15 protein-coding genes are annotated in these 16,355 nt (G+C 72.5%); 12 read left to right on the top strand and 3 right to left on the bottom strand.

The annotated features are described in order from the left end of the window. Nucleotides 1-96 precede the first annotated feature (96 nt). The 5 genes from ACJX2R_RS24755 to ACJX2R_RS24735 all read left to right on the top strand — a co-directional run bounded on the left by ACJX2R_RS24755 (nucleotide 97) and on the right by ACJX2R_RS24735 (nucleotide 4,883). Nucleotides 97-663 (top strand): DinB family protein, encoded by a 567-nt coding sequence (locus ACJX2R_RS24755; protein ID WP_413101914.1) that lies wholly within the window; start codon nucleotides 97-99, stop codon nucleotides 661-663. A gap of 98 nt (nucleotides 664-761) precedes the next feature. Beyond that, nucleotides 762-1,394, top strand: coding sequence for a PadR family transcriptional regulator (locus tag ACJX2R_RS24750; RefSeq protein ID WP_262704749.1), 633 nt, complete (start codon nucleotides 762-764; stop codon nucleotides 1,392-1,394). Nucleotides 1,395-1,542: 148 nt separating this feature from the next. Then, nucleotides 1,543-2,559 (top strand): ATP-binding cassette domain-containing protein, encoded by a 1,017-nt coding sequence (locus ACJX2R_RS24745; protein ID WP_413101913.1) that lies wholly within the window; start codon nucleotides 1,543-1,545, stop codon nucleotides 2,557-2,559. After that, nucleotides 2,556-3,341: an ABC transporter permease gene (locus tag ACJX2R_RS24740; protein ID WP_413101912.1), complete on the top strand. Its 786-nt coding sequence runs from the start codon at nucleotides 2,556-2,558 to the stop codon at nucleotides 3,339-3,341. The genes ACJX2R_RS24745 and ACJX2R_RS24740 overlap by 4 nt, the downstream gene beginning before the upstream one ends. A 75-nt stretch (nucleotides 3,342-3,416) precedes the next feature. Further along, complete coding sequence (locus tag ACJX2R_RS24735; RefSeq protein ID WP_413101911.1) at nucleotides 3,417-4,883, top strand: hypothetical protein; 1,467 nt, start codon at nucleotides 3,417-3,419, stop codon at nucleotides 4,881-4,883. A 62-nt stretch (nucleotides 4,884-4,945) separates the two neighbouring features. On the opposite strand, the gene ACJX2R_RS24730 is transcribed toward ACJX2R_RS24735, so the two are convergent. Beyond that, complete coding sequence (locus ACJX2R_RS24730; RefSeq protein ID WP_413101910.1) at nucleotides 4,946-6,358, bottom strand: glutamate decarboxylase; 1,413 nt, start codon at nucleotides 6,356-6,358, stop codon at nucleotides 4,946-4,948. 54 nt (nucleotides 6,359-6,412) lie between these two features. Beyond that, nucleotides 6,413-7,126, bottom strand: coding sequence for a leucine efflux protein LeuE (leuE, locus tag ACJX2R_RS24725; protein WP_413101909.1), 714 nt, complete (start codon nucleotides 7,124-7,126; stop codon nucleotides 6,413-6,415). 124 nt (nucleotides 7,127-7,250) lie between these two features. On the opposite strand from leuE, the gene ACJX2R_RS24720 reads away from it, so the two are divergent. From ACJX2R_RS24720 to ACJX2R_RS24710, 3 genes are all read left to right on the top strand, one after another. Continuing rightward, on the top strand, nucleotides 7,251-8,009 hold the full coding sequence (locus tag ACJX2R_RS24720) for a MerR family transcriptional regulator (protein WP_413101908.1): 759 nt from the start codon (nucleotides 7,251-7,253) through the stop codon (nucleotides 8,007-8,009). Between the two features lie 225 nt (nucleotides 8,010-8,234). Next, nucleotides 8,235-8,942, top strand: coding sequence for a DedA family protein (locus ACJX2R_RS24715; RefSeq protein ID WP_413101907.1), 708 nt, complete (start codon nucleotides 8,235-8,237; stop codon nucleotides 8,940-8,942). Between the two features lie 153 nt (nucleotides 8,943-9,095). After that, nucleotides 9,096-10,802 carry a threonine/serine ThrE exporter family protein gene (locus tag ACJX2R_RS24710; RefSeq protein ID WP_413101906.1) on the top strand — a complete coding sequence of 569 codons (1,707 nt, stop codon included), beginning with the start codon at nucleotides 9,096-9,098 and terminating at the stop codon, nucleotides 10,800-10,802. Nucleotides 10,803-10,991: 189 nt separating this feature from the next. Here ACJX2R_RS24710 and ACJX2R_RS24705 read toward each other — a convergent pair whose 3' ends face one another. Then, entirely contained in the window at nucleotides 10,992-11,483 is a 492-nt protein-coding gene (locus tag ACJX2R_RS24705) for an inorganic diphosphatase (protein WP_014061662.1), read from the bottom strand. A gap of 86 nt (nucleotides 11,484-11,569) precedes the next feature. Between ACJX2R_RS24705 and dacB the strand changes: the two genes are divergently transcribed. From dacB to hpt, 4 genes are all read left to right on the top strand, one after another. Beyond that, nucleotides 11,570-13,198: a D-alanyl-D-alanine carboxypeptidase/D-alanyl-D-alanine-endopeptidase gene (dacB, locus tag ACJX2R_RS24700; RefSeq protein WP_413101905.1), complete on the top strand. Its 1,629-nt coding sequence runs from the start codon at nucleotides 11,570-11,572 to the stop codon at nucleotides 13,196-13,198. A gap of 88 nt (nucleotides 13,199-13,286) precedes the next feature. Then, a complete protein-coding gene (locus ACJX2R_RS24695; protein WP_413101904.1) occupies nucleotides 13,287-14,426 on the top strand; it encodes a zinc-dependent metalloprotease in 1,140 nt (379 codons plus the stop codon). Between the two features lie 211 nt (nucleotides 14,427-14,637). Then, entirely contained in the window at nucleotides 14,638-15,750 is a 1,113-nt protein-coding gene (gene tilS, locus ACJX2R_RS24690) for a tRNA lysidine(34) synthetase TilS (RefSeq protein ID WP_413101903.1), read from the top strand. Nucleotides 15,751-15,810: 60 nt separating this feature from the next. Next, the gene (hpt, locus tag ACJX2R_RS24685; protein ID WP_262704810.1) at nucleotides 15,811-16,350 is read left to right on the top strand and encodes a hypoxanthine phosphoribosyltransferase; all 540 of its coding nucleotides are present in this window, start codon (nucleotides 15,811-15,813) and stop codon (nucleotides 16,348-16,350) included. Nucleotides 16,351-16,355: the final 5 nt, after the last annotated feature.

Here is a 16,355-nt window from a genome sequence, read left to right as displayed (position 1 = left end):
TCGGCTCGCGGACAGAAGCTGACCGCAAGCCTTCCTAACGTGGGGTTCATCGAAGGGCGCCGGACCCGGGTGCCCTCCAGATGAGAGGCGGCAGCCATGCCCGTGATCGTGAACCCCGAGGCCTGTCAGAACGAGTGCGGCGCGCTGCTGGCGTACCTGGAGGCACAGCGCGGCGGCATCCGGCGCTCGGTGCACGGCCTGACCGAGGAGCAGGCCCGCAGCGTCCCCAGCGCGAGCGCGCTCTCGCTGGCCGGGGTGCTCAAGCACGTGGTCACGGGCGAGCGCGGCTGGCTGCGCGTCCTCCAGGGCAAGGCGGGGGACCCCAAGGACCAGATGGCCGAGTGGGAGCACACCTTCGAGCCCACCGAGGAGGAGACGGTGGAGGCGCTGCTCGCCCTGTACGACGAGGTGGCGCGGGAGACCGAGGAGGCCGTACGGGCCCTGCCGTCGCTGGACGAGACGTTCGAGGCGCTCCGGCTCCCCTGGGACGAGGGCGGCACCCGCACCTGGCGCTGGGCGGTCCTCCACCTGATCGAGGAGGTGGCCCGGCACGCGGGTCACGCCGACGTCATCCGCGAGACGATCGACGGCAAGGGCGCCTTCGACCTCGTCTTCGAGACGGGGGCGATGCCGGAGCCCGACTGGTCGGTCCTGGAGCGCTGATCCGCCCGGCCCGAACCTGCCGCAGGCGTCAAGATCCGTCCGACACCCCCTAGCCTGGTCATCGCGGGGGTCGGGACCAGGATGGAGACGAGCGGGCGATGTCAGCGATCCGGTTGCTGGTGCTTGGGGCCGTGCGCCAGCACGGGCGGGCGCACGGCTATCAGGTCCGTAACGACCTGGAGTTCTGGGGCGCCCACGAGTGGTCCAACGCCAAACCCGGGTCCATCTACCACGCGCTGAAGCAGATGGCCAAGCAAGGGCTGATGCGCGCGCACGACGTCGCGCCGAGCACGGTCGGCGGGCCGCCGCGGACCGAGTACGAGCTGACCGGGGCGGGCGAGGAGGAGTACCTCCGGCTGCTGCGGGAGGCCCTGCTGCGCCATGACCAGAAGATCGACGAGCTGACGGCCGGGGTGGGTTTCATCGTGGACCTGCCCCGGGACGAGGCGATCGCCCTGCTCAAGCGGCGGGTGGCGGCGCTGGAGGAGTGGCGGGCCGAGGTGACCCGGCACTGGACGCCACCGGACGGCACACCCGAGGAGTGGGGCCATATCGGCGAGATCATGAAGTTCTGGGTGCACTCCGCGGACAGCGGCGCCGAGTGGACCCGTGGGCTGATCGAGCGGCTCGAGGGCGGGGCGTATGTGATGGCGGGCGAGGGGGAGCGCTCGGTGGAGGTGCTGCCGGACGGCGTCACCAACCCGTACGCCGAAGCGCCCGGCGCGGACTGAGGCACCACCATGCCGATCGAGGGCGGCTGATGGCTGCCCTCCCTATTAATCAAGTTTGACTAGCTGGAGTCCGGGCAGTACCTTCCGGCGTGCGTAGTCAAACTTGACTATGCGATGCGGAGAAGAGCGTGAGGGAGAGGGGAAGACCTTGGCCGACAGCGATCCCGCGATCGTCGTCGAGGGGCTGCGGAAGACCTACCGGGACAAACAGGCCCTCGCCGGACTCGACCTGACCGTCCCGCAGGGCACCGTGCACGCCGTGCTCGGCCCCAACGGCGCGGGCAAGACCACCTGCGTACGGATCCTGGCCACCCTGCTGCGGCCCGACGGCGGCCGGGCCGAGGTCGCCGGGTACGACGTGCTGCGCGACCCCGACGAGGTCCGCTACCGCATCGGCCTCGTCGGCCAGCACGCGGCGGTGGACGAGGAGTTGAGCGGACGGCAGAACCTGGAGATGTTCGGCCGCCTCTACCACCTGGGCGGCCGCCGGGCGGCGGCCCGCGCGGACGAGCTGCTGGAGCGGTTCGGCCTCGCCGGAACCGGCACCAAGGCGGTCAGCCAGTACAGCGGCGGGATGCGCCGCAGGCTGGACCTCGCCGCGAGCCTCATCATGCGGCCGCGGATCCTCTTCCTGGACGAGCCGACCACCGGGCTCGACCCCCGGGGCCGTACGGAGGTGTGGAACGCGGTCCGCTCGCTGGTGGACGGCGGTACGACCGTGCTGCTCACCACCCAGTACCTGGAGGAGGCGGACCAACTCGCCGACCGCGTCTGCGTGATCGACGGCGGACGGGCCATCGCCGACGGGACCGCCGACGAGCTCAAGGCCCGGCTCGGCGGGGACCGTATCGAGGTGGTGCTGCGCGACGCGGGCCAACTGACCGCCGCCGCCCCGGTCGTGGCCAAGGCGACCGGCGCCGCCGAGGTCGGGACCGACCCCGACCGGCGGCGGCTCGGCGCCCGGGTCACCGACCGGGTGGCCGCGCTGACGGAGACCGTGCGGGCGCTGGCGGCGGACGGGATCGAGGCGGAGGACATCGTGCTGCGCCGCCCCACGCTCGACGAGGTCTTTCTGCACCTCACCGGGGAGCCGAGCGCGGTGGACACGGCCACGGCGTCCACGACCGCCACGACGGACACTGCCGGGGAGGAGACCCTCGTATGACCACCGCGACCCTCATCGACTCCTGGACCATGACCCGCCGCGGACTCGCCCACTGGGCCAGGCAGCCCGTCCAGGTGGCCGTCCAGCTGGTCTTCCCGGTGATGATGCTGGTGATGTTCGCCTACTTCCTCGGCGGCGGGATGACCGTCCCGGGCGGCGGCGACTACAAGGACTACCTGGTGCCGGGCACGTTCGCGCTCACCATGGTGTTCGGCCTCGAAGGGACGATGCTCGCCATCACCCAGGACCTCAACAAGGGCGTCATCGACCGCTTCCGCTCGATGCCGATGGCCCGCTCGGCGGTCCTGGTCGGGCGCAGTGTGCTGGACATGCTCCAGTCGGCGCTCGGGCTGCTCGTCCTCCTCGCGGTCGGGCTCGCGATGGGCTGGCGCTGGCACGGCGGGCCCGGCGACGCGCTGCTCGCCGTCGGGCTGCTGCTGTGGCTGCGCTTCGCGATGCTGTGGCTCGGCATCTTCCTGGGCATGGCCGCCGGGCGCCCGGAGATGGTGCAGGCCGTACAGATCCTGGTCTGGCCGGTGGGCTTCCTCTCCAACGTCTTCTCCTCGACCGAGACCATGCCCGGCTGGCTGGGCGCCGTCGCGGTCTGGAACCCGATGTCGGCGACGGCCACCGCGATCCGCGAGCTGTTCGGCAGCCCTGGGGGCGGTGGTGACTCCTGGCCCGTGGACCACGCCCAACTCCTCGCCCTCTGCTGGCCGCTGGCCCTGATCGCGGTCTTCCTCCCGGCCGCGGTGCGGCGTTACGGGCGGCTCAGCCGCTGACGGAGGCCCCCGGATCCGCGAGCCGCGCGGGTCACACCTCCACCGGTCGTCGCCGGTTGCGGATACGGTGCAGGTATGGGGAACGACAGGTCGGGCACGGGGGCGGAGACGGTGAGCGGGCCCGGATACGCCCTGCTGCTCGCCGCCGGCCCGGTCGGCAAGCAGCGACTGATGGACGCGGCCGCCGCGCTGCCCCAGCTCGCCGCCGTATCCCCGGCGGCGCTGCTGGGCACGCCCGGCGGCGCCAGCGTCGTCCAACTCGTGGACCCGGTCGACCCGCAGACCGTACTGACGCATCTGCGGACCGCCGCCGCGCACCCGGGCCCGGTGCTGGTCCATCTCGCGGGCCAGCTCACCCTTGACGCCAAACAACGGCTGCCGCACCTGGCGTTGGCCCGTACGACGCCGAGGACCGCCCGCTACACGGCGCTGCCCTGGCACTGGCTGGCCGCCGAGCTCGGCCGGCGGCCGCCGGGCAGCACCGTCGTGGTCGCCGACCTGGTGGCCGACGAGACGGCCTGGCCACCGCTGAGCACCGCAGGACCGTCCGCCCTCGCGGCCGGGCTGACCCTCTACGGCACGGTGGCACCCGCCCCGCCCAAGCGGCGGCTGGCGACGCCGGACTACAGCCGGGCGTTCGCCGGACTGCTGCGGTCCGCCGCGGAACGCCCACCCCTCGCACTGCTCCACCAGCGCGCCACCCTGGAGGCCGGACTGGGCCCCGGCCCCGAACTGCTCCTGGACGGTGCTGGGGTGGACGGCACCGGGTCGGGCGAGGCGTACCCGCCCCCGGACGCCGCCCCATGGGCCGGGCGGACGGAGCAGAGCGCACCGCTCGGCGCGACCGGGCAGGCCATATCTGCTGAACAGACCGGAGAGACCCGGCAGACCGAGGCAGCCGGGCCGAGCGGGGCAGCCGGACCGGCCGGGGCAGCCGGGCAGAACGGGGTCACCGGGGCCACCCGGGCAGCCGGGCCGGTGGCGGCCTCGCCGCCCATGCCGCCCGGCCCTCCCGAATCGTTCCGCCCCGCCGATCAGCCACCGGTGCCCCCGGCGCTACGTGCCCCCGCGCCCCCGCCGCCCGGGTGGGCGCCCGTGGCCGATCCGCTCGCCTCGACGCACGCGGCGATATTCGAGGCGGCCAACGCGGGGCGGCACAGCGAGGCGGCCTCGATGGCGGCCGCCTGGGAGCAGGAGGCGCTCCGGACGGCCGGTCCCCGGTCCGACGAGGCGATCCACTGGCTGGAGGTCCGCGCCGACCTCTCCCGTATCGCCGGGGACCCGGCCCGCGCCTGCGAGCTGTGGCTCGCGGTGGCCGACGCGCGGCTGGGCAACGGGGAACCGGCCGAGCACCCCGAGGTCGAGGGGGCCGTGGACCGGGCGCACCACCAGTGGCAGTTCGTGGCGGACCGGGTCAGGGCCGGTGCCCTGGCCCCGCTGCTGATCGAGCTGCGGGGCCGGGTGCCCGGCCGCAGACCGGGTGCGCTGGAGGCGGTGCGGCGCCGGGCCGAACTGCTCCGGGCCCCGGCCCGCACCCGCTGACCGCCGCCGCCCCAGGGCCGGAGGCACCGGGCTCAGCGGCACCGGGCTCAGCGCCACCGGGCTCAGTGGTGGAACGCCTTGACGGCCTTCCCCATGGGCGCGGCCTGTGACCGCAGCTCCGGCAGCAGCGACCCCAGGTCGCCCAGGAAGAGATCGGCGAGATCCTCGGAGAAGCCGTTGCGGCACACCACCCGCAGTACGGACAGGTCCTCCCGGTTGGGCGGGAAGGCGTACGCGGGCACCAGCCAGCCGCGTTCGCGCAGCCGCCGGGAGACGTCGTAGACGTCGAAGGCGCGGATCCCCTCCGCCGTGGTGAACGCGAACACCGGCAGCTGATCGCCGCGGCTGAGCATGGTGAAGTCCCCGAACGCCTCGATCCGCTCGGCGAGCGAGCGCGCCACATCGCGGGTCTGCTGCTGGACGGCGCGGTAGCCCTCCCGGCCCAGCCGTACGAAGGTGTAGTACTGGGCGGCCACCTGGGAGCCGGGGCGGGAGAAGTTGAGCGAGAACGTGGGCATGTTGCCGCCGAGGTAGTCGACGCGGAAGACCAGCTCCTCGGGCAGCGCGTCCGCCGTACGCCACAGCGCCCATCCCACTCCGGGGTAGACCAGGCCGTACTTGTGGCCCGAGGTGTTGATGGACGCGACCCGCGGCAGCTGGAAGTCCCACACCAGGTCCGGGTCGAGGAACGGCGCGACCATCGCGCCCGAGGCGCCGTCCACATGCACCGGGATGTCCAGGCCCGTGCGCTCCTGGAGGTCGTCCAGCGCCCGGCACACCTCGGCGACGGGTTCGTAGGAGCCGTCGAAGGTGGAGCCGAGGACCGCGACGACCCCGATGGTGTTCTCGTCGCACAGCTCGGTGGCGGCCTGGGGATCGAGGTGGAACCGGTCGCCCTCCATGGGCACCTGCCGGGCCTCCACCTCCCAGAAGTCGCAGAACTTCTCCCAGCACACCTGGACATTGGTGCCCATGACCAGATTGGGCCGGACGGTGGCCGGATAGCTCACCGGGTTCCGCTTGGCCCAGCGCCGCTTGAAGGCCATTCCGGCCAGCATGCACGCCTCGCTCGACCCCGTGGTGGAGCAGCCCACGACCGCGTCCGGGTCTGGGGCGTGCCACAGATGGCCGAGCATGGTCACGCACCGTCGCTCCAGTTCGGCGGTGCGCGGATACTCGTCCTTGTCGATCATGTTCTTGGCGAGGCAGTCGGACATCAGCCTGCCCCCCTGCGGCTCCATCCACGTGGTGACGAAGGTGGCGAGATTCTGGCGGGCGTTGCCGTCCAGCATCAGCTCGTCATGGACGAACTGATACGCCGTGGTGGGCGCCATCGGCTCGTCCGGGAGGCAGTGGCGCGGGGGCCTGCCGGACATTCCGCTGACCGGATTGGCCTCGCCGTAGAGCGGATTGATGGAGAAATCGGGGCTTCTGTCGAGGTCGCGCCGACCGGGAGTGCCTTTATGAAGTGCCATCTTCGTTAAATTAGGGGCATTTCGCCGATAAGCCCCGGCCCCGCGCCGTGCCCGCTACCCCGCGCTGCTGAGCGACAGCTTCGCCGCGAAGCCGAGGAACGCCGTGCCCGCGGCCGCCGAGAGTCCCGCCCGCAGCCGTCGGCGCCGCCGGAAGGTGGCCGCCAGATACGTACCGCTGAAGATCAGCACCGACAGATAGGTGATGCTGAACAGCTGCGCCCAGGCGCCCAGCGCCACGAAGGACAGCGCGGGGTGGGCGTAGTCCGGATCCACGAACTGCACGAAGAAGGAGATGAAGAAGAGGATCGCCTTCGGGTTCAGCAGGCTGATGACCAGCGCCCGGCGGTACGGGCGCTCGCCCTCCGCGGACCCCGTGGCCGTATCCACGGCCCCGTCCGCGCCCCGCGCCCCCGCCGCGCCCCGCGCCCCCGCCGCGCTCCGGGCCGCCTCCGCGGTCCCCGGGCGGCGGCGCCACAGCGCCCGCGCCCCGCGCAGCATGCCCACCGCCAGCCAGGTCAGATAGCCCGCGCCCGCGAACTTGACCACCGCGAACAGCACCGGGCTCGCGTGCAGCAGCGAGGCCACCCCGCCCGCCGACAGCGCCATCAGCACGCTGTCGCCGCAGAGCACCCCGGCCGCCGCCCGATAGCCGGTACGGGGGCCGCGGCGGGCCGCGACCGAGACCACATAGAGCGAATTGGGGCCCGGCAGCAGGATGATCAGCGCCAGACCGGCCAGATATGTCGAAAGATCGGTTATCCCCAGCACGATCGGCAGGATGACAGCGGCCCGCCGCGCCGCCCAGTTGGTTTCGCCATCCGGACTTGCACCTCACGCGACGTGAGGGAGCACCGTGGAACCCGTACCGAACAGAAAGAGAGCGGATTCGGCCATGAGCTATTCCGTGGGACAGGTGGCGGACTTCGCCGGCGTCACGGTGCGCACGCTGCACCACTACGACGAGATCGGGCTGCTGCGCCCCGGCGCCCGCAGCGCGGCCGGGCACCGGCGTTACGACGACGCCGACCTCGACCGGCTCCAGCGGATCCTGTTCTACCGGGAGCTCGGCTTTCCGCTCGAAGAGGTGGCGGTGCTGCTCGACGACCCGGACATCGATCCGCAGGCCCACCTGCGGCGTCAGCACCGGCTGCTGACCGACCGGATCGAGCGGCTGGAGAAGATGGCCGCCGCCGTCGAACAGGCCATGGAGGCACGGAAGATGGGCATCAATCTGACCCCCGAGGAGAAGTTCGAGGTCTTCGGGGACTTCGACCCGGACGACCACCAGGAGGAGGTCCAGCGGCGCTGGGGGAACACCGAGGCGTACAAGGAGTCCCAGCGCAGGGCCGCCTCGTACACCAAGGAGGACTGGAAGCGGATCCAGGAGGAAGGGGACGAGATCAACAACCGCTTCGTCGCGCTGCTGGGCGCGGGCACCCCGCCGGAGTCCGAGGCGGCGATGGACCTGGCCGAGGAGCACCGGCAGTGGATTACCCGCAACCACTACGAGTGCGGTCATGAGCTGCACACCTGCCTGGGTCGGATGTATGTCTCGGACCACCGCTTCACGGAGAACATCGACAAGGCCGGACCGGGGCTGGCCGTCTACCTCAGGGACGCGATCCTCGCCAACGCGGAGCGGCACGGCTAGGGAGGCTCCGCCCCGGACCCCGGACCCCGGGGTCCAGGGGCGGAGCCCTTGGACCGGGAAGGGGTGGCGTGGCGGCCGAGGGCGGCCTCTTGGGCGGAGGGAACCAAGGGCACGCATACGGCGTTGATAGCTTTGGGCGGCACACTGCGAAGAACACTCAGTCCGCCCCAACCCTGCGGCCGGGCCTCGCACGAGCCTGCATTCCTCGACCCAGGAGCCTCCCCCGTGAACACCCTCGCGCTCGGCCCTCAGTGGCTGGACCCGGACTATCTGATCGAGACCTTCGGTCTGCTCGGCGTCCTGGCCATCGTTTTCGCGGAGTCCGGCCTGCTCATCGGCTTCTTCCTGCCGGGCGACTCGCTGCTGTTCACCACCGGCCTGCTGGTGACCACCGATGTGATCAAACAGGATCTGTGGCTGGTGTGTGTGGCCGTGGCGGTCGCCGCGATCCTCGGTGACCAGGCCGGATATCTCTTCGGCCGGAAGGTGGGGCCGTCGCTGTTCCGGCGCCCCGACTCCAAGCTCTTCAAACAGGAGAACGTGGAGAAGGCGCATGAGTTCTTCGAGAAGCACGGGCCGAAGTCGCTGATCCTCGCCCGCTTCGTGCCCATCGTGCGGACGTTCACGCCGATCATCGCGGGCGTGAGCCGGATGAACTACCGCTCGTTCATCGTCTTCAACGTCATCGGCGGTGTGCTGTGGGGCACCGGCGTCACGCTGCTCGGCTCGGCGCTCGGAAAGGTCGACTTCGTGCATCAGCACATCGAGCTGATGCTGATCGGGATCGTGCTGCTGTCGATCGTCCCGATCGTGATCGAGTTCCTCCGGGCGCGCGGCAAGGCGAAGAAGGAGGCCGCCGCGCAGCCGGAGCCGCAGGGCCCGGCCGCGGGCTCCCCCTCCCAGGGGCCGCGCGGGCGCCACGCCAAGCGCTGAGCGGGTCCTTCACCGGGCTTCACATCCCTCACACACCGCCCCCACTTCCCACTCGGCGGTCACCGCCCCGCACAATGGGCTCCGGTGGCCGCCGATGTTGCATCCTTGGCTGCTGGGAAACATACGGGGAGGGCTGGTGAGGAGCGAGGAGACGTGAGGTCGGACCGTCAGCAGACGCCGCGTGCCGTGAGCGCGGCCGAGACGGACACGGGGGAGCAGCAGAAGCCGCTGTCCGACGAGGCGCACAGCGCCTTCACCCCGCCCCTTGGCATACCCCTGCCGCCGCCGCCCGAGGACGAGCACCCGACATCGGAGTTCGCCGTCCCCAACGGACTGACGGCGGAGGCCCCCGCTGAGCCCGAGGGCTCGGCGTTCGTGCCGCCCGCCGGGGTGAAGACCCCCTCGAACAACCAGACCACCGGCGGCTTCCCCGTCATCACCCCGCCGAACGGCATCCCCGTCGTCCGGCTCACCAAGGACGCCCCCTGGCAGGACCGGATGCGCACGATGCTGCGCATGCCGATCAGCGAGCGCCCGACGCCCGAGCGCGTCGAGCGGCAGGACGATACGGGTCCGGCCGTACCGCGTGTGCTCGACCTCACCCTCCGCATCGCCGAGCTGCTGCTCGCGGGCGGTGAGGGGGCCGAGGACGTCGAGGCGGCGATGCTCGGCGTGGCGCACGCGTACGGGCTCGACCGCTGCGAGCCGACCGTCACCTTCACCCTGCTGTCGGTCAGCTACCAGCCCTCCCTGGTCGACGACCCGGTCACGGCCAGCCGCACCGTACGGCGCCGGGGCACCGACTACACCCGGCTGTCCGCGGTCTTCCGGCTCGTGGACGACATCACCTCGCGGGACGACTTCACGCTGGAGGAGGCGTACCGGCGGCTCGCCGAGATACGCCGTAACCGCCACCCGTACCCCGGCTGGGCGCTCACCGTGGCCGGCGGCGGGCTGGCCGGCGCGGCGAGCATGCTGGTCGGCGGTGACTGGCCGGTCTTCTTCGCGGCGGCCCTCGGCGCGATGCTCGGCGACCGGCTGGCGTGGCTGGCCTCCGGGCGCGGGCTTCCGGAGTTCTACCAGTTCGTGGCCGCGGCGATGCCGCCCGCCGCGATCGGGGTGGCGCTCAGCCTGGCCGACTCCGGGCTCCAGGCGTCCGCCGTGATCACCGGTGGGCTGTTCGCGCTGATCCCGGGGCGGGCGCTGGTCGCGGGCGTCCAGGACGGGCTGACCGGCTACTACATCACCGCGGCGGCGCGCCTGCTGGAGGTCGGCTATCTGATCGTGGGCATCGTCTGCGGGGTGCTCACGGTGCTCTACGGGGGCCTCCAGCTCGACGCCAAGCTCAACCCGGAGGCGGCGCTGCGCCATGTGGAGCGGCCGTACATCCAGATCCTGGCGGCGATGCTGCTCGCGCTGACCTTCTGCATCCTGCTCCAGCAGGAACGTCACACCGTGTTGTTCGCCACGCTCAACGGCGGGGTCGCCTGGGTGGTCTACGGTGCGCTGGCCGACACCGCGGGGGTTCCGCCGGTGGCCGCCACGACCGTGGCCGCCGGGCTGGTCGGCCTCTTCGGCCAGCTGCTCTCGCGGTACAGATACGCCTCGGCGCTGCCGTACGTCACGGCGGCGATAGGGCCCCTGCTGCCCGGTAGCGCGACCTACTTCGGGCTGCTCGCGCTGGCCCAGGGCAACCTGGACCGCGGCATTCCGCACCTCACCCAGGCGGCGGCACTGGCCCTGGCGATCGCCATAGGGGTGAACCTGGGAGGCGAGGCCGCGCGCCTCTTCCTGAAGATGCCGGGCGCGGAGACCGACCCCTCCGGCCGCCGCGCCGCCAAGCGCACACGGGGCTTCTGACCGGGCCCCGGGGCTGTCCACCCCGGGGCTGTCCACCCGGGGGCGTCATCCCGGGGCCGTCATCCCGGGGCCGTCGCCCCGGGCCCGGAGACCGCCGCCGCCCCAGCTCGGAGGCGCCGGCCCGGAAACGCGGGAGGGCGGGGCACCCGTACGGTGCCCCGCCCTCCCGGCGTGATCAGGAATCAGGACTCAGTGGCCGCCGGCGGCCTCGAGACGCTTGATGGACGCCTCCACCTCGGCCTCGGCCTCGGCGCGGCCCACCCAGTTGGCCCCCTCGACCGACTTCCCCGGCTCCAAGTCCTTGTAGACCTCGAAGAAGTGCTGGATTTCCAGGCGGTCGAACTCTGAAACGTGGTGAATATCACGCAGGTGCTCCACCCGGGGGTCGGAGGCCGGTACGCAAAGCAGCTTGTCATCGCCGCCCGCCTCGTCGGTCATCCTGAACATGCCGATGGCACGGCACTTGATCAGGCAGCCGGGGAACGTCGGCTCGTCGAGAATGACCAGTGCGTCCAGCGGATCACCGTCCTCGCCGAGGGTGTTCTCGACGAAGCCGTAGTCCGCGGGGTAGCTGGTCGACGTGAAGAGTCGCCGGTCAAGGCGGATGCGACCCGTCTCGTGGTCCACCTCGTACTTGTTCCGCGAACCCTTCGGGATCTCGATGGTGACGTCGAACTCCACGGGTGGCTCCTCCATGATCAACACATACGTCTGGTGATTAAGTGTCCCCCACGCAGGTGTGTGGTGGCGAAAGGGGCTGGTCGGTCGTGCCTGAAGCCCGATCGTGGCAGGTCAGGGAGTGGCTGAGCCACCGGCTGAGCCGTGGGCGACGCGAGTTGGAGCGGATGCGCGGGCGCGGGCTGCGCGGGTTGGACCGGATGCGCGGGCGCGGGCTGCGCGAGTGGAACCGCGTGCGCGCCCGCGTCCGGCGCGAATGGCGCGGTACGCCCCGCGAGCAGCAGCGGACCTGGCAGCTGGTGGCGGTCTCCGCCGCGACCGGCCTGGCCGTCGCCGTGGTGTCGGTGCTGGTGGCCGGGCCCTGGGACGGCGGTCAGCGGACGGCCGAGCGCGCCCGCGCCACCGAGGACGGTGTCCCGGGCGGGCGGCCCGGCGGCCCGGAGCGGCCCGCGCCCAGCGCCTCGCCCGTCCTGGCGGCGCTCGGCGAGCGGCCCGCGCCCCGGTCGCCGGACAGCGGCGGCGACGCCGTGCCGCCGCCCACCGGGGCGGGGCTCGCCGACACGCTCGAACCGCTGCTGAAGGACCCCGCCTTGGGCGATGAGCGCTCGGTGGCGGTGATGGACGTGACCACCGGTCAGCAGGTGTTCGGCGCCAAAGCGGGCACGGCCGCCGTCCCCGCCTCCACGATCAAGCTCGCGACCGGCGCCGCGGCCCTCTCCGCCCTCGGCCCGGACCACCGCATCAGGACCAGGGTCGTGGCGGGCGCGGGGAAGGACGACATCGTGCTGGTCGGCGGCGGCGACCCGACGCTCACCGCGCGCGCCGTCGAGGGGGACGACCACCCCGCCGCACTCCGCCAGTTGGCCGATGACACCGCCCGCGCCCTGAAGAAGCGCGGTGCGGGCCCCTACCGGCTCGGCTACGACACCTCGCTCTACTCCGGGCCGAAGCTCCACACCATCGGCCCCAACGAGAACCTCTCGCCCGTGGTCCCCCTGATGGCCGATGAGGGCCGTAAGGACGACAGCGACCACGGCCCGGCCCCGCGCGCCGAGGACCCGGCCGCCGACGCGGCCGGATCCTTCGCCGCGATGCTGCGCGACCGAGGCGTCGAGGTGAAGGACGAGCCCCGGGCCCGCGAGGCCGCCAAGGGCGCCCGTACGGTGGCCTCCGTCCGCTCCCAGCCGCTGTCCTCGCTCGTCGAGCGGATGCTGACCACCAGCGACAACGACATCGCCGAGGCCCTGGCCCGGCAGACCGCCCTCGCCGAGGGCGAGCCCGCCAGCTTCGAGGGCGGCGCGAAGGCCGTGACCCAGCGGCTGCGCAAGCTGGAGCTGCCCCTGGGCGGGGCCCGGATCGCGGACGGCAGCGGGCTCGACCGCGCCGACCACGTCTCCGCCGGGTTGCTCGCCCAGGTGCTGGTGCGCGCCGCCGACCGCGACCACCCCGAACTGCGGTCGCTGCTGACCGGGCTGCCGGTGGCCGGTTTCACCGGCACCCTGCGCACCCGTTACGCCCAGGACGCGGTCGGCCGGGGCGTGGTCCGCGCCAAGACCGGCACCCTCACCGGGGTCAACAGCCTCGCGGGCTCGGTCGTGGACGCGGACGGCCGGCTGCTGGTCTTCGCGTATCTGACCAACGGCACCACCGACGCCACCGGCGCCCAGCGCGCCCTGGACCGGATGGCCTCGGCCCTCGCCAACTGCGGCTGCCGCTGACCGGCGGGGTGCCCCGGACGCGGGGGCGGCCGCCTGTGCGGACCCCGGTGTCCTCCCGGATGGGGCGCGGGCCACGTACCGTGAAGCCATGACGAGCATCGGTGGTGTGGAGATGGTCGACTGGAACCTCGCGGTCACGACCGCGACCCGGCTGGTGCGCCCGGGGCCCGAGGTGAGCCGCGAGGAGGCGCGCGCGGTCGTCGCGGAGCTGCGCCGGCACGCCAAGTCCTCGGAGGAGCACGTCCGCGCCTTCACCCGGATGGCCGTCTCCGGCGGCCCGGCCTCCGACACCCCCGTCCTCGTCGTGGACCGCGCCGGTTGGATCAGGGCGAACGTGGCTGGCTTCCGGCAGATCCTCAAACCGCTGCTCGGCAAGGTGCAGGACCGGCGCGGCGGACTGCCCGGCGGGGCGGTGCTGGGCGCGGTCGGCGGCAAGGTGACCGGGGTCGAGCTGGGGATGCTGCTGTCCTTCCTGGCCTCCCGGGTGCTCGGCCAGTACGAGACCTTCGCGCCCTCGACCCGCGAGCTCCCCGGCTCCCCGGGCGGCGGCCGGCTGCTGCTGGTGGCGCCCAACATCGTCCACGTAGAGCGCGAACTCGACGTGGCCCCGCACGACTTCCGGCTGTGGGTCGCCCTGCACGAGGAGACCCACCGCACCCAGTTCACCGCCGTGCCCTGGCTGCGCGACCACATCGAGTCCGAGATCCAGGCGTTCCTCGGCGAGACCGACGTGGACCCAGCCACTCTTCTGGAGCGGGTCCGCGAGGCCGTCCAGTCGCTGAGCGGCGGCCGTCCCGCCGACGAGGCGGAGGAGGCGGACGGGCGCGGCGCGCCCAGCATCATCGAGCTGGTCCAGACCCCGGCCCAGCGGGAGATCCTGGCCCGGCTGACCGCGGTGATGTCGCTGCTCGAGGGGCACGCCGACTTCGTGATGGACGGGGTGGGGCCGGAGGTCGTGCCGTCCGTCGCGGAGATCCGGGAGAAGTTCCAGAAGCGCCGGGCGAGCGGCGCCGGCCGGCTCGACCAGGCGCTGCGCAAGCTGCTGGGGCTCGACGCCAAGCTGCGGCAGTACCGTGACGGGGAGCGGTTCGTACGGGCGGTGGTGAACCAGGTCGGCATGGACGGCTTCAACCGGGTGTGGACCTCGCCCAACACCCTTCCGACCAAGGCGGAGATCAGCAAACCCGCCGAGTGGGTCGCGCGGGTGCACCGCAAGGCGGAGTCCTAGAACCGGCACACCCCCCGGCACACGCGAAAACGGACGAACGCCCCCTTTAATCACTCGTCCGAGGGACCGTTGGCGACGGGTAGGCGTGCGATGCTCGGGGAACAGCTCGCTTCTGTCACCATCTCCATACGCAGCGTGACGAGAGGCTCGTACCGCTCGTACTCCTCGCACCCCCCGAGGCACCCCCTCGAATGACAGATGGGAAACGGACATGGGTCCCCATCCAGCGGTCGCCGCGATACGCCTCGCGGTCCGCCGCGTCCTCCACGACATCCTCGTCGCCCACTCGGCCGCGCCCCCGGCCGCCTCGTCGCCCTCCGCTCCCCCCTCCCTCTCCCCGGCGTCCTCCGCCCCCGGCCCCCGCGGCTCCGCCCCCCGGGACGACGCACCGCTCGTGCTCGCCGCCTGCTCGGGCGGCGCCGACTCCATGGCACTCGCCTCCGCCCTCGCCTTCGAGGCCCCGCGGGCCGGGCTGCGGGCCGGCGGGGTCACCGTCGACCACGGTCTCCAGCAGGGCTCCGACGCCCGCGCCGCCGAGGTCACCGACCGGATGCGGGCCCTGGGCCTGGCGCCGGTCGAGGCCATCGCCGTGTCCGTCGGCCGGAGCGGCGGCCCCGAGGCCGCCGCCCGGGACGCCCGCTACGCCGCGCTGGACGCCGCCGCCGAGCGCCACGGCGCCGCCGCCGTGCTGCTCGGCCACACCCGTGACGACCAGGCCGAGACGGTTCTGCTGGGCCTCGCCCGCGGCTCCGGCACCCGCTCGCTGTCCGGTATGGCCTGGGTCTCCGGCACCGGTGGCCGCTACCGCCGCCCCTTCCTCCAGCTGGACCGGCACACCGTCCGCGAGGCGTGCCTGGCCCAGTCGCTGCCCGTCTGGGACGACCCGCACAACGTGGACCCCTCCTACACCCGCTCCCGGGTCCGCCACGAGGCGCTGCCCATCCTGGAGAAGGCCCTCGGCAAGGGCGTCGTCGAAGCGCTCGCCCGCACCGCCCAGCTCTCCCGTGACGACGCCGACGCCCTCGACGCCTGGGCCGCCCGCGCCGAGGCCGATGTGATGACCACCGCACCGGCGGCGGCCGGTGGCGCGCAGGCCGTGCACCTCGACACCGTCGGCCTGCACGGACTGCCCACCGCCGTCCGCCGCCGGGTGCTGCGCCGGGCCGCCATCGCCGCGGGCGCGCCCGCCGGTTCGCTCTTCGCCCGCCACATCGAAGAGGTGGACCGGCTGATCACCGGCTGGCGGGGGCAGCGGGCCATCAACCTCCCCGGCCGCGTCGAGGTCCGCCGGGAGGGTGGCAGACTGGTGATCCGGCAGGGCTGATCCGCCCGAGCCAGTTGAGCCGGTAGTCGAACGAGAGTGGCGCGGGTGGACGACAAGGACATGGGCACCGACCTCAAGTCGGTCCTCATCACCGAGCAAGAGATCGACGCGAAGCTGGCCGAGCTGGCCGCCGCCATCGACGAGGAGTACGCGGACAAGGATCTGCTGATCATCGGCGTGCTCAAGGGCGCGGTGATGGTGATGGCGGATCTGGCGCGTGCCCTCTCCACGCCCGTCACCATGGACTGGATGGCCGTGTCGTCCTACGGCGCGGGCACCCAGTCCTCCGGGGTGGTGCGTATCCTGAAGGACTTGGACACCGACATCAAGGGCAAACACGTCCTGATCGTCGAGGACATCATCGACTCCGGACTGACGCTGTCGTGGCTGCTGTCGAACCTGGGCTCGCGCGAGCCGGCCTCGCTGAACGTCTGCACCCTGCTGCGCAAGCCGGAGGCGGCCAAGGTCGCCATCGAGGTGAAGTGGGTCGGCTTCGACATCCCCAATGAGTTCGTCGTCGGCTACGGCCTGGACTACGCCGAGAAGTACCGGAACCTTCGGTTCGTCGGCACCCTGGCCCCTCACGTCTACGGCGGCTGACGGGC

It is taken from the genome of Streptomyces sp. Inha503 (genome assembly GCF_047215865.1).
In the GTDB taxonomy this organism is placed as follows: Bacteria; Actinomycetota; Actinomycetes; order Streptomycetales; family Streptomycetaceae; genus Streptomyces; species Streptomyces lycopersici.
The sequence above is the reverse complement of the archived record's forward strand: the minus strand, read 5'-3'. Positions and strand labels throughout refer to the sequence as shown.

Excerpts from the sequence above, each read along its gene's own strand:
- ACJX2R_RS24755 (WP_413101914.1), top strand. The coding sequence starts at position 97 with ATGCCCGTGATCGTGAACCCCGAGGCCTGTCAGAACGAGTGCGGCGCG.
- ACJX2R_RS24750 (WP_262704749.1), top strand. The coding sequence starts at position 762 with ATGTCAGCGATCCGGTTGCTGGTGCTTGGGGCCGTGCGCCAGCACGGG.
- ACJX2R_RS24740 (WP_413101912.1), top strand. The coding sequence starts at position 2,556 with ATGACCACCGCGACCCTCATCGACTCCTGGACCATGACCCGCCGCGGA.
- ACJX2R_RS24735 (WP_413101911.1), top strand. The coding sequence starts at position 3,417 with ATGGGGAACGACAGGTCGGGCACGGGGGCGGAGACGGTGAGCGGGCCC.
- ACJX2R_RS24730 (WP_413101910.1), bottom strand. The coding sequence starts at position 6,358 with ATGGCACTTCATAAAGGCACTCCCGGTCGGCGCGACCTCGACAGAAGC.
- ACJX2R_RS24720 (WP_413101908.1), top strand. The coding sequence starts at position 7,251 with ATGAGCTATTCCGTGGGACAGGTGGCGGACTTCGCCGGCGTCACGGTG.
- ACJX2R_RS24695 (WP_413101904.1), top strand. The coding sequence starts at position 13,287 with ATGACGAGCATCGGTGGTGTGGAGATGGTCGACTGGAACCTCGCGGTC.
- tilS (WP_413101903.1), top strand. The coding sequence starts at position 14,638 with ATGGGTCCCCATCCAGCGGTCGCCGCGATACGCCTCGCGGTCCGCCGC.
- hpt (WP_262704810.1), top strand. The coding sequence starts at position 15,811 with ATGGGCACCGACCTCAAGTCGGTCCTCATCACCGAGCAAGAGATCGAC.